Here is a 13,202-nt window from a genome sequence, read left to right on the forward strand (position 1 = left end):
AGCTAAGCGACTTCCATATCTCACAGGGGGCAACCCCCAACTACTTCCGGCGTTCTAGGGCTTAACTGCTGTGTTCGGCATGGGTACAGGTGTATCTCCTAGGCTATCGTCACTTAACTCTGAGTAATACCTACTCAAAATTGAATATCTATCAAATACCAAGAAAACCTCACACTTCGTATTCTCAGTTACTTTGGATAAGTCCTCGAGCTATTAGTATTAGTCCGCTACATGTGTCGCCACACTTCCACTTCTAACCTATCTACCTGATCATCTCTCAGGGCTCTTACTGATATAAAATCATGGGAAATCTCATCTTGAGGTGGGTTTCACACTTAGATGCTTTCAGCGTTTATCCCTTCCCTACATAGCTACCCAGCGATGCCTTTGGCAAGACAACTGGTACACCAGCGGTAAGTCCACTCTGGTCCTCTCGTACTAGGAGCAGATCCTCTCAAATTTCCTACGCCCGCGACGGATAGGGACCGAACTGTCTCACGACGTTCTGAACCCAGCTCGCGTGCCGCTTTAATGGGCGAACAGCCCAACCCTTGGGACCGACTACAGCCCCAGGATGCGACGAGCCGACATCGAGGTGCCAAACCTCCCCGTCGATGTGAACTCTTGGGGGAGATAAGCCTGTTATCCCCAGGGTAGCTTTTATCCGTTGAGCGATGGCCCTTCCATACGGAACCACCGGATCACTAAGCCCGACTTTCGTCCCTGCTCGAGTTGTAGCTCTCGCAGTCAAGCTCCCTTATACCTTTACACTCTGCGAATGATTTCCAACCATTCTGAGGGAACCTTTGGGCGCCTCCGTTACCTTTTAGGAGGCGACCGCCCCAGTCAAACTGCCCGTCAGACACTGTCTCCGATAGGGATAACCTATCCGGGTTAGAGTGGCCATAACACAAGGGTAGTATCCCAACAACGTCTCCTTCGAAACTGGCGTCCCGATCTCTTAGACTCCTACCTATCCTGTACATGTGGTACAGACACTCAATATCAAACTGCAGTAAAGCTCCATGGGGTCTTTCCGTCCTGTCGCGGGTAACCTGCATCTTCACAGGTACTAAAATTTCACCGAGTCTCTCGTTGAGACAGTGCCCAAATCATTACGCCTTTCGTGCGGGTCGGAACTTACCCGACAAGGAATTTCGCTACCTTAGGACCGTTATAGTTACGGCCGCCGTTTACTGGGGCTTCAATTCATACCTTCGGATTACTCCTAAGCACTCCTCTTAACCTTCCAGCACCGGGCAGGCGTCACCCCCTATACATCATCTTACGATTTAGCAGAGAGCTGTGTTTTTGATAAACAGTTGCTTGGGCCTATTCACTGCGGCTGACTTAAAGTCAGCACCCCTTCTCCCGAAGTTACGGGGTCATTTTGCCGAGTTCCTTAACGAGAGTTCTCTCGCTCACCTGAGGCTACTCGCCTCGACTACCTGTGTCGGTTTGCGGTACGGGTAGAGTATGTTTAAACGCTAGAAGCTTTTCTTGGCAGTGTGACGTCACTAACTTCGCTACTAAACTTCGCTCCCCATCACAGCTCAATGTTATAGATATAAGCATTTGACTCATATCACACCTCACTGCTTAGACAGACACTTCCATTCGTCTGCTTTAGTTAGCCTACTGCGTCCCTCCATCACTACATACTCTAGTACAGGAATATCAACCTGTTGTCCATCGGATACACCTTTCGGTCTCTCCTTAGGTCCCGACTAACCCAGGGCGGACGAGCCTTCCCCTGGAAACCTTAGTCTTACGGTGGACAGGATTCTCACCTGTCTTTCGCTACTCATACCGGCATTCTCACTTCTATGCGTTCCAGCACTCCTCACGGTATACCTTCTTCACACATAGAACGCTCTCCTACCATACCTATAAAGGTATCCACAGCTTCGGTAAATTGTTTTAGCCCCGGTACATTTTCGGCGCAGGGTCACTCGACTAGTGAGCTATTACGCACTCTTTGAATGAATAGCTGCTTCTAAGCTAACATCCTAGTTGTCTGTGCAACCCCACATCCTTTTCCACTTAACAATTATTTTGGGACCTTAGCTGGTGGTCTGGGCTGTTTCCCTTTCGACTACGGATCTTAGCACTCGCAGTCTGACTGCCGACCATAATTCATTGGCATTCGGAGTTTATCTGAGATTGGTAATCCGGGATGGACCCCTCACCCAAACAGTGCTCTACCTCCAAGAATCTTTATGTCGACGCTAGCCCTAAAGCTATTTCGGAGAGAACCAGCTATCTCCAAGTTCGTTTGGAATTTCTCCGCTACCCACAAGTCATCCAAGCACTTTTCAACGTGCCCTGGTTCGGTCCTCCAGTGCGTCTTACCGCACCTTCAACCTGCTCATGGGTAGGTCACATGGTTTCGGGTCTACGACATGATACTAATTCGCCCTATTCAGACTCGGTTTCCCTGCGGCTCCGTCTCTTCAACTTAACCTCGCATCATATCGTAACTCGCCGGTTCATTCTACAAAAGGCACGCTCTCACCCATTAACGGGCTCGAACTTGTTGTAGGCACACGGTTTCAGGTTCTATTTCACTCCCCTCCCGGGGTGCTTTTCACCTTTCCCTCACGGTACTGGTTCACTATCGGTCACTAGGGAGTATTTAGGGTTGGGAGATGGTCCTCCCAGATTCCGACGGGATTTCACGTGTCCCGCCGTACTCAGGATACTGCTAGGTACAAAGACTATTTTAAATACGAGGCTATTACTCTCTTTGGCTGATCTTCCCAAATCATTCTTCTATAATCTTTGAGTCCACATTGCAGTCCTACAACCCCGAAGAGTAAACTCTTCGGTTTGCCCTCCTGCCGTTTCGCTCGCCGCTACTAAGGCAATCGCTTTTGCTTTCTCTTCCTGCAGCTACTTAGATGTTTCAGTTCACTGCGTCTTCCTCCTCACATCCTTAACAGATGCGGGTAACAGGTAGTACCTGTTGGGTTCCCCCATTCGGAAATCCCTGGATCATCGCTTACTTACAGCTACCCAAGGCATATCGTCGTTTGTCACGTCCTTCTTCGGCTCCTAGTGCCAAGGCATCCACCGTGCGCCCTTATTAACTTAACCTTATTTTTTGACCTTTCAGTCATAAACTCTTTTAATACTACAGCGTTTCGGTTTATTTTCTTGTTACTATTTGATATAGATATTCAATTTTCAATGTGCATTACTTGGTGATCTCTCACCAATGGAGCCTAGCGGGATCGAACCGCTGACCTCCTGCGTGCAAAGCAGGCGCTCTCCCAGCTGAGCTAAGGCCCCACAAGACCTCTCAAGACTAAACAAGACCAATGTGCAGTTCCTTATCCTTAGAAAGGAGGTGATCCAGCCGCACCTTCCGATACGGCTACCTTGTTACGACTTCACCCCAATCATCTATCCCACCTTAGGCGGCTGGCTCCTAAAAGGTTACCTCACCGACTTCGGGTGTTACAAACTCTCGTGGTGTGACGGGCGGTGTGTACAAGGCCCGGGAACGTATTCACCGCGGCGTGCTGATCCGCGATTACTAGCGATTCCGACTTCATGTAGGCGAGTTGCAGCCTACAATCCGAACTGAGACTGGCTTTAAGAGATTAGCTTGCCGTCACCGGCTTGCGACTCGTTGTACCAGCCATTGTAGCACGTGTGTAGCCCAGGTCATAAGGGGCATGATGATTTGACGTCATCCCCACCTTCCTCCGGTTTATTACCGGCAGTCTCGCTAGAGTGCCCAACTGAATGATGGCAACTAACAATAGGGGTTGCGCTCGTTGCGGGACTTAACCCAACATCTCACGACACGAGCTGACGACAACCATGCACCACCTGTCACCTCTGTCCCGAAGGAAAGCTCTATCTCTAGAGCGGTCAGAGGGATGTCAAGACCTGGTAAGGTTCTTCGCGTTGCTTCGAATTAAACCACATGCTCCACCGCTTGTGCGGGCCCCCGTCAATTCCTTTGAGTTTCAACCTTGCGGTCGTACTCCCCAGGCGGAGTGCTTAATGCGTTAGCTGCGGCACTAAACCCCGGAAAGGGTCTAACACCTAGCACTCATCGTTTACGGCGTGGACTACCAGGGTATCTAATCCTGTTTGCTCCCCACGCTTTCGAGCCTCAGCGTCAGTTACAAGCCAGAGAGCCGCTTTCGCCACCGGTGTTCCTCCATATATCTACGCATTTCACCGCTACACATGGAATTCCACTCTCCCCTCTTGCACTCAAGTTAAACAGTTTCCAAAGCGTACTATGGTTAAGCCACAGCCTTTAACTTCAGACTTATCTAACCGCCTGCGCTCGCTTTACGCCCAATAAATCCGGACAACGCTCGGGACCTACGTATTACCGCGGCTGCTGGCACGTAGTTAGCCGTCCCTTTCTGGTAAGATACCGTCACAGTGTGAACTTTCCACTCTCACACTCGTTCTTCTCTTACAACAGAGCTTTACGATCCGAAAACCTTCTTCACTCACGCGGCGTTGCTCGGTCAGACTTCCGTCCATTGCCGAAGATTCCCTACTGCTGCCTCCCGTAGGAGTCTGGGCCGTGTCTCAGTCCCAGTGTGGCCGATCACCCTCTCAGGTCGGCTATGTATCGTTGCCTTGGTGAGCCGTTACCTCACCAACTAGCTAATACAACGCAGGTCCATCTGGTAGTGATGCAATTGCACCTTTTAAGCAAATGTCATGCAACATCTACTCTTATGCGGTATTAGCTATCGTTTCCAATAGTTATCCCCCGCTACCAGGCAGGTTACCTACGCGTTACTCACCCGTTCGCAACTCATCCAAGAAGAGCAAGCTCCTCTCTTCAGCGTTCTACTTGCATGTATTAGGCACGCCGCCAGCGTTCGTCCTGAGCCAGGATCAAACTCTCATTAAAAGTTTGAGTTCTTACTCATTTCTGTCACTGACAGATTTATTGTTTTTTTCATTGTTCAGTACTATAACTTCAGTTATAGTGCCCTGCACATTGGTTCGTCTTGTTCAGTTTTCAAAGGTCTTTGTCACTCAATCTCTCTCAAGCGACAACTATATTAGTATATCACAGCTACCTGTCTCTGTCAACAGATTTTTTAAACTTTTTTCAAGTTTTTTTAACCGCAATACACCATAGTCCGTACGGGATTCGAACCCGTGTTACCGCCGTGAAAAGGCGGTGTCTTAACCCCTTGACCAACGGACCTTGAGCTTTTCAACTCTTTCTATTATACCTACTTTTTTACCTTTGTCAAGGACTTTTTTCAGTGAATTTAATTTTTTCTTTTCTTCACTAACTTAACTACTGCTTCTGTTCGTGCAGTGTGGGGAAACATATCGACTGACTGGATATACTGGAGATCATAAACTTTTACCAGTTTAACCAAATCTCGTGCCAAGGTCGAAACATTGCAGGATACATAGACCATTTTTTCTGGGACATAGGTCAGAATGGTATCCAGTAACTTATCATCTAAGCCTGTACGAGGAGGATCGACTATCAAGGCATCTGCTCGGTAGCCTTCTTTATACCAGCGTGGAATAATCTCTTCAGCTGTTCCCGTTTCGTAATGGGTATTGTCAAACCCCATTTTTTGAGCATTTCTCTTGGCATCTTCTATGGCTTCCGGAATAATATCCATTCCTCTGAGACTCTTGACCTTCTTTGCGAAGGCAAATCCAATCGTACCAACACCACAATAAGCATCGATTAGATGGTCTTCTTTGCTGACATCCAGAGCCTTAATTGCTTCACTATAGAGAATTTCTGTCTGCTCCGGATTAAGTTGATAAAAAGCTCGGGGCGAGAGAGAAAACTCATAGTCGAGTACTCCTTCTTGAATGCTCTCTTGGCCCCAGATAATTTCCGTCTTTTCACCATAGATTTCACTTGTTTTCGCTGTATTTGTATTGACTGCAACTGTGACGACTTCTGGAAAATCTTTAACTAAGTCTTTTACTAGCTGGGTTAAATTAAGCTGACGATTCGTAACAATGATTATTTGAACTTGCCCCGTTTTTCTTGCTCTTCGTACCATAATCGTGCGAACACCGAGCGTTTTTCTCTCATCTGTAATTGGAATTTGGTGGTAAGTAAGAAGTTCAGCTAGGCGATTCGCAATCACTTGGGTTTCCTTATCTTGCACCAAACAGTCTTTCAACTCTACGAGATAATGAGAGTTTTGCGCATACAAACCTGCCTTGACCTGATTTTTAAATTTCCGAGTCTGGAATTGAAGCTTAGCACGGTAGTACTTTGGTTCCTGCATTCCGATAGTTGGACGGATTTCATAGTTTTCATATCCCGCAGGGGCAAATTTTTTCAGGGCTTGGTGGAGCAAATCTGTTTTGAACTCTAACTGTTTATCATAGTGGAGGTGCATGATTTGGCAACCACCACATTCATTATAAATCGTACAAGCTGGTACGACTCGAAATTTAGACTTCTTATTAACCTTTAGTAATTTGGCTTCAACAAAGTTACGTTTAATAGAAGTAATTTGACAATAGATGTCTTCTCCTTTGAGGGCTCCAGGCACAAATACTAAAGTTTTTTGGTAAAATCCGATTCCCTCGCCATTGATGCCCATCCGCTTGATTTTTAAAGGTATTTTTTGTTTGACTTTCAGATTCATACCCCTATCTTATCACATTTTAGGGTATAATAGAACTATGAAAATCACAAAACTTGAAAAGAAAAAACGCCTCTACTTGATGGAACTAGATGGACAGCAAACTTCTTATATCACGGAGGATACCATTGTCCGTTTTATGTTGTCTCGAGATAAAGTCATTAGTAAAGAGGAACTTACCGAGATTCAGGACTTTGCCCAGTTCTCTTATGGTAAAAATCTCGCCCTCTATCATCTATCATTTAAAGCTCGAACCGAAAAGGAAGTTCGTGAGTATCTGAAAAAGTATGATCTTGATGAAAAAATCACTAGTCAAGTTATCGCTAATCTTAAAGAAGATAACTGGATTAATGATCGTCAGTATGCCTACTCTATCATCAATGCCAATCAACTTTCTGGAGATAAGGGACCTTATGTGCTGGCTCAAAAACTGTCTCAAAAAGGGATTGCCAAAGCAACTATTGAAGATGTTTTAAAGGATTTTGATTTTTCGGAGGTTGCTCAACGTGTGGCGGAGAAACTTCTAAAAAAATACACGGGAAAGCTTCCCGCTCGTGCCTTGCAAGATAAGATTATCCAAAACTTGACCAACAAAGGCTTCTCCTATTCTGATGCTAAGAATACCTTTGACGACTTGGACAGTCAAGTCGACCAAGAAACGACTCAAGAGCTCATTTTTAAAGAACTGGATAAACAATATGCTAAATACGCTCGCAAATATGAAGGTTACGAACTAAAGCAACGATTAACTCAAGTTTTAGCTAGAAAAGGCTATGATTTTTCGGATATAGCGAGCGCTCTCAGAGAATATCTTTAACATTTTCAGGTAAAATTCAAAAAAATTAGACCAATTTATGATATAATAGTAGACGATAAACTTATAAATTGTAGAAAGTTGGTTAGTTATGAAACTTCCAAAAGAAGGCGACTTTATTACAATTCAAAGTTATAAGCATGATGGGAGTCTCCACCGTACTTGGCGGGACACCATGGTACTAAAAACAACAGAGAACGCTATTATCGGCGTCAACGACCACACACTTGTTACCGAAAGTGACGGTCGTCGTTGGGTGACTCGAGAACCGGCTATTGTTTACTTTCACAAAAAATATTGGTTTAATATCATTGCCATGATTCGTGATAATGGGATTTCCTACTATTGCAATATGGCCAGCCCCTACTATCTAGATGAGGAAGCCCTGAAATACATTGATTATGATTTGGATGTCAAGGTCTTCACTGATGGTGAAAAGCGTCTCTTGGACGTTGAAGAGTATGAGCGCCATAAACGCAAAATGAAGTATTCTGATGATTTAGACTATATTTTGAAAGAGCATGTTAAAATCCTTGTTGATTGGATCAACAATGGGCGCGGTCCTTTCTCAGAGGCCTATGTCAACATTTGGTACAAACGCTACATAGAACTAAAGAATCGGTAAAGTTGTCAAACCGGGGTGAGAGCTCTGGTTTTTTATTTGAAAAACCCAGCCTAGAAGCTGGGTTAATTGCTATATATCTAATTTAGTGACAGTAAACTTGATGTGGGAATAGTCTTTTTCAACATCCTTATCCAACAAGAAAGCTGTGGCATCCTTCTTAACCTGAACAAGATCAATATTCTGGGCTTGAGCTGCATAGACGCATCCACAATAACATTGACGATAGATATCATACTCCTCGCACATCTCCACCGAGCGCTTGTAGCCTTGATTTTTCTTGAAATCACTTGGAAGATAGTGGGTGGTGTAAATCTTTTGCACATCGATTCCGATGCTGTTGATGGTTTGAGAGTTCTTATGGGGACTGATGGTCAAAGCTGAACCAAAGTAGTCAAAGCCCAAGTCCATAGCTACCTGTGCTGTTTTATCCAAACGGTAATCAAAACAAACCTTGCAACGATCGCCACCTTCTGGTTCTTCTTCCAGTCCTCTGACTAACTTCCGGTATTCATTGGGTTCATAAGGCGCTTCTATATACTGGACCGTATTTCCTGTTCGCTCATTGAAATCATTAACAAATTTCTTGGTGACGTAAGCTCGCTTGTGGTATTCTGCCTTGGGATGGATATTGGAATTGGCAAAATAGATGGTCACATCCGCGTATTTGGTCAGGTATTCTAGGGTGTAGGTACTACAAGGAGCACAGCAAACATGCATGAGAATAGTGGGACGTTGCTCATTTTTCTCCCAAACTTGAACCATTTTTTGCATAACACGGTCATAATTAATCTTCTGATTGGGATTCATCTTGCTCAGAATTTCTTCTACATCAATCATGTTCTTCTCCTTTTTCTAGTCTTATTTTATCATATAAGTTAGGAGAGCTCAAATCAATTTTAGAAGAGAAAACCATAAAAGGAGGGAATGTTCTTCCCTCCTTTTGTGTTTTTTATAAGTTACTTTTACATCATGCCGCCCATCATGCTTGGATCCATGGCTGGAGCTGGGGCTGCTGGTTCCGGTTTATTGGCTACGACTGCTTCTGTTGTCAAGATCAAGCTGGCTACAGATGCTGCATTTTGAAGGGCTGAACGGCTCACTTTCACTGGGTCAATGATTCCTTCTTCAATCATGTTGACCCATTCGCCAGTTGCTGCGTTGAAGCCTGTACCAACTTCTGCATTCTTCAAGCGGTCAATAACAATAGAACCTTCGAATCCCGCATTGTGAGCGATTTGACGAACAGGTTCTTCCAAGGCACGGAGAACAATATTGCGTCCTGTCGCTTCATCTCCTGTCAATTCCAAATCAGCTACGGCTGGAATGACATTTACAAGAGCTGTTCCGCCACCAGCAACGATTCCTTCTTCAACAGCTGCACGAGTAGCGTTGAGGGCATCTTCAATGCGGAGTTTCATTTCTTTCAACTCAGTTTCAGTTGCAGCTCCGACCTTGATGACTGCGACACCACCTGACAATTTTGCCAAGCGTTCTTGCAATTTTTCACGGTCAAATTCAGAGGTTGTGGTTTCGATTTGAGACTTGATAACTGCAACACGGTGAGAAATAGCTTCAGGATTTCCAGCACCTTCTACGATAACAGTGCTGTCTTTGTCCACAGTTACTCTCGCCGCTTGACCAAGCGCCTCAATAGTCGCATCTTTCAACTCAAGACCAAGATCTTCTGTGATAACTGTTCCACCTGTCAAGATAGCGATATCTTCAAGCATCGCTTTACGGCGATCACCAAAACCAGGTGCCTTAACTGCTACTACGTTGAAGGTTCCACGAATCTTGTTCAATACAAGAGTTGGAAGAGCTTCACCATCCACATCATCCGCAATAATCAAGAGAGGACGGTTGCTTTGAAGAATGCTTTCTAGGAGTGGCAAGATTTCTTGGATATTTGAAATCTTCTTATCGGTAATCAAAATGTATGGATTTTCAAGGTCAGCCACCATTTTTTCGCTATCTGTCACCATGTACTGTGAAAGGTAACCGCGGTCAAACTGCATTCCTTCCACGACTTCAAGCTCTGTTTCCATACCACGTGACTCTTCAATGGTGATAACACCGTCTTTACCCACTTTTTCCATGGCTTCAGAGATGTATTCGCCGACTTTCTCAGAACGAGAAGATACAGCGGCAACCTGAGCGATGGCTTCTTTATTGGCAACAGGGATAGCATTGTTTTTCAAGGCTTCTACAGCTGCGGTAACCGCTGCTTCAATCCCCCGACGAATGCCGATTGGATTGGCACCTGCTGTGACGTTCTTGATTCCTTCACGGACGATAGCTTGGGTCAAGACAGTTGCAGTTGTTGTCCCGTCACCTGCGATATCATTGGTTTTTGAAGCTACTTCTGATACCAATTTGGCACCCATATTTTCAAAATGGTCTTCCAACTCGATTTCTTTTGCAATGGTCACACCGTCATTGGTGATGAGGGGCGAGCCAAATGATTTTTCAAGAACGACATTACGGCCTTTTGGTCCCAAGGTTACTTTAACAGTGTCTGCAAGGATATCGACACCACGAACCATAGCTGAACGAGCATCAGATGAAAATTTAATTTCTTTTGACATACTTACTTTCTCCTTCTATTCTTCAATGATAGCCAAAATGTTAGCTTCGCCAACGATGATGTACTTCTCATCGCCATCTTTGATATCAATACCAGCGTGGGCTTCAACTAAGACACGGTCTCCAGCCTTAACGCTTGGAGCAACCAAGTCACCGTTCAAGGTACGAACCCCTTGTCCAGTAGCTACAACTTGGGCTGTTTTTGTTTTTTCTTGGGCTGAGCCCGCAAGGACAAAGCCTCCAACAGTTTGTTCTTTTTCTTCGATTTTCAAGACCACACGGTCTCCTAATGGTTTCAACATCTGTTTTCCTCCATGATAAACTACATATTATTAGCACTCTTTATATATGAGTGCTAATTCATAGTTCTATTGTATCACTTGGTCAGAAATAGTCAAGAAAAAAGTCTGACTTTGGCAAGATAAAAAGCCTGAGACCAACTCAGACTTTTCAATGTTTATACTCAATGAAAATCAAAGATCAAACTAGGAAGCTAGCCGCAGGTTGCTCAAAGCACTGCTTTGAGGTTGTAGATAGAACTGACGAAGTCAGCTCAAAACAATGTTTTGAGGTTGTAGATAAGATTGACCAAGTCAGTTACCTATACCTACGGCAAGGTGAAACTGACGTGGTTTGAAGAGATTTTCGAAGAGTATTAAAATGGCAATTCCTCCTCTTCCAAGACCAAATCTGCCAAATTCTGTCCAGCGTTATTTTCACGCATAGCACGTTGGGCGCGGCTTTCCAAAAGTTGGAATCCTGTGGCAAGGACTTCAGTCACATAGTTCATCTGGCCATTTTTCTCAAAGCGACGAGTACGAAGTTCTCCATCCACAGAGATAAGACTACCTTTAGTTGCGTAGCTTGCCAAGGTTTCAGCCAATTTTCCCCAAAGAACCAGATTGACAAAGTCAGCTTCACGTTCACCGTTTTGGTCTTTGTAACGACGATTCACAGCGATAGTTGCTCGCGCTACTGACTTGTCATTGTTGGTTTTGTGCAATTCTGGTGTAGACGTCAAGCGCCCGATCATGATAACTTTATTATACATATTTTCTTCCTCCTACTTATCTATTCGCAAGGAATCAAAAAAAGTTACAGAAATTTGTAACTTTTCGAGAAAATTTTTTATTTTTTATGAACCATGAAACCTGTCGCCTGTTGATTGGCCATAATGGTCATATCTGTAATCTGCACACGACGAGGCTGACTGGTCACATAGACCACTGTATCTGCAATATCCTGAGCTTGCAAGGCCTCAATTCCCTGATAGACGGTGGCAGCACGCTCTTTGTCACCATGAAAACGAACTGTAGAGAAATCTGTTTCGACAATCCCTGGTTGAATGGTGGTCACCTTGATATCCGTTGCAATGGTATCAATTCGCAGACCATCTGAAAAAGTCTTAACTGCTGCCTTGGTGGCTGAGTAAACAGCTGCCCCAGCATAGGCATAGATTCCTGCGGTCGATCCCATGTTGATAATATGACCCTGATTGACTTTTACCATTGCTGGTAAGAAACAGCGAGTAACTGCCATCAAACCCTTGACATTGGTATCCAACATGGTCAGCATATCCAATTCTTCGTAGTCTTGATAGGGAGTCAAGCCAAGAGCTAGTCCAGCGTTATTGACCAAGATATCAATCTGACCTATCGTTTCCAAAATATCGGAGCAGACAGTCTTCACCATGGTCATATCCGTGACATCCAGTGCAAAGGTCCAAACTGTTTGATTTGGAAAAGTTTCTGCAAACTCTGACTTGAGGGTCTCTAGTCTGTCTGTCCGTCGCCCTGTTAGAACGACATTCGCCCCCTGCTCCAGATAAGCACGCGCAATCGCTTCACCGATTCCTGAAGTCGCTCCTGTAATCACTACATTATTTGCCATCTTATCCCCCTCTATCTGATCTATCAAATACCGACAATTTCCTAGGCAGTCCAGTGTTTGGCTGGGTCAAATGGAGTTCCGACAACTTGGTCTTCTGATAATTCAATAACACCACGTTTTTGCGGAGCATTTGGCAAATGCAATTCACGAGGGCTGCACATCATGCCAAAACTCTTTTCACCGCGAAGTTCGCCTGGGAAAATGAGATTGCCTTTTGGCATCATCGCTCCAGGAAGAGCTACAATGGTTTTCAACCCAACACGCGCATTGGGAGCCCCTGCAACGATTTGCACTGTCTTGTCACTTGCGACTGCAACTTGGCAGATGTTGAGGTGGTCACTATCTGGGTGAGCTACCATCTCGACAATTTCACCAACAACAAACTTAGGTTCTTTGTCATTGATAATTTCTTCTGTAAATCCTTCCGCCTGCAATTCTTGGTTCAAACGAGCGACTTGCTCATCTGTCAAAAAGACTTGACCACGCTCTGCAATTTCAAACAAACTTGAAACTTCGAAAATATTCCAAGCTACTGTTTCCCCATTATCTTTGAGGAAAACACGGGCTACTTGGCCTTTGCGCTCCACGTCTAGTTTGGCATCTCCGCTGTTTTTCACGATGACCATAAGGACATCGCCAACATGCTCTTTATTATATGTAAAAATCATTC

The 13,202-nt window shown here is 44.8% G+C and carries 9 protein-coding genes, 2 tRNA genes and 3 rRNA genes; 2 read left to right on the forward strand and 12 right to left on the reverse strand.

Annotation, left to right across the window (positions count from 1 at the left end):
• Position 1: 1 nt before the first annotated feature.
• The 6 genes from rrf to rlmD form a co-directional block, all read right to left on the reverse strand.
• Positions 2–117: ribosomal RNA gene (rrf, locus tag AXF18_RS01240) — 5S ribosomal RNA — on the reverse strand.
• A gap of 76 nt (positions 118–193) precedes the next feature.
• A 23S ribosomal RNA gene (locus tag AXF18_RS01245) occupies positions 194–3,096 on the reverse strand.
• Positions 3,097–3,218: 122 nt separating this feature from the next.
• Positions 3,219–3,291: transfer RNA gene (locus tag AXF18_RS01250), tRNA-Ala, on the reverse strand.
• A gap of 51 nt (positions 3,292–3,342) precedes the next feature.
• Positions 3,343–4,891, reverse strand: a 16S ribosomal RNA gene (locus tag AXF18_RS01255).
• The 16S, 23S and 5S rRNA genes sit together here with 2 tRNA genes alongside, the layout of an rRNA operon.
• Positions 4,892–5,122: 231 nt before the next feature.
• Positions 5,123–5,194: transfer RNA gene (locus AXF18_RS01260), tRNA-Glu, on the reverse strand.
• Positions 5,195–5,261: 67 nt separating this feature from the next.
• Positions 5,262–6,623, reverse strand: a complete 1,362-nt coding sequence (rlmD, locus tag AXF18_RS01265) for a 23S rRNA (uracil(1939)-C(5))-methyltransferase RlmD (protein WP_049550096.1) — start codon at positions 6,621–6,623, stop codon at positions 5,262–5,264.
• A gap of 37 nt (positions 6,624–6,660) precedes the next feature.
• On the opposite strand from rlmD, the gene recX reads away from it, so the two are divergent.
• Both recX and AXF18_RS01275 read left to right on the forward strand, forming a co-directional pair.
• Positions 6,661–7,437, forward strand: a complete 777-nt coding sequence (gene recX, locus AXF18_RS01270; protein WP_000705071.1) for a recombination regulator RecX — start codon at positions 6,661–6,663, stop codon at positions 7,435–7,437.
• Positions 7,438–7,525: 88 nt separating this feature from the next.
• The gene (locus AXF18_RS01275) at positions 7,526–8,059 is read left to right on the forward strand and encodes a DUF402 domain-containing protein (protein ID WP_000775318.1); all 534 of its coding nucleotides are present in this window, start codon (positions 7,526–7,528) and stop codon (positions 8,057–8,059) included.
• A gap of 69 nt (positions 8,060–8,128) precedes the next feature.
• Here AXF18_RS01275 and AXF18_RS01280 read toward each other — a convergent pair whose 3' ends face one another.
• The 6 genes from AXF18_RS01280 to ytpR form a co-directional block, all read right to left on the reverse strand.
• Complete coding sequence (locus tag AXF18_RS01280; protein WP_000567565.1) at positions 8,129–8,896, reverse strand: epoxyqueuosine reductase QueH; 768 nt, start codon at positions 8,894–8,896, stop codon at positions 8,129–8,131.
• A gap of 125 nt (positions 8,897–9,021) precedes the next feature.
• A complete protein-coding gene (gene groL / locus AXF18_RS01285) occupies positions 9,022–10,644 on the reverse strand; it encodes a chaperonin GroEL (RefSeq protein ID WP_000031566.1) in 1,623 nt (540 codons plus the stop codon).
• Positions 10,645–10,659: 15 nt separating this feature from the next.
• Positions 10,660–10,944, reverse strand: a complete 285-nt coding sequence (gene groES / locus AXF18_RS01290) for a co-chaperone GroES (RefSeq protein WP_000917319.1) — start codon at positions 10,942–10,944, stop codon at positions 10,660–10,662.
• 353 nt (positions 10,945–11,297) lie between these two features.
• Positions 11,298–11,693 carry a single-stranded DNA-binding protein gene (locus AXF18_RS01295; protein ID WP_000282460.1) on the reverse strand — a complete coding sequence of 132 codons (396 nt, stop codon included), beginning with the start codon at positions 11,691–11,693 and terminating at the stop codon, positions 11,298–11,300.
• A gap of 77 nt (positions 11,694–11,770) precedes the next feature.
• On the reverse strand, positions 11,771–12,532 hold the full coding sequence (locus AXF18_RS01300; protein ID WP_000002924.1) for an SDR family NAD(P)-dependent oxidoreductase: 762 nt from the start codon (positions 12,530–12,532) through the stop codon (positions 11,771–11,773).
• 41 nt (positions 12,533–12,573) lie between these two features.
• Complete coding sequence (gene ytpR, locus AXF18_RS01305) at positions 12,574–13,200, reverse strand: YtpR family tRNA-binding protein (RefSeq protein WP_000578301.1); 627 nt, start codon at positions 13,198–13,200, stop codon at positions 12,574–12,576.
• Positions 13,201–13,202 lie beyond the last annotated feature (2 nt).

The organism is Streptococcus sp. oral taxon 064 (assembly GCF_001683375.1).
In the GTDB taxonomy this organism is placed as follows: Bacteria; Bacillota; Bacilli; order Lactobacillales; family Streptococcaceae; genus Streptococcus; species Streptococcus oralis_S.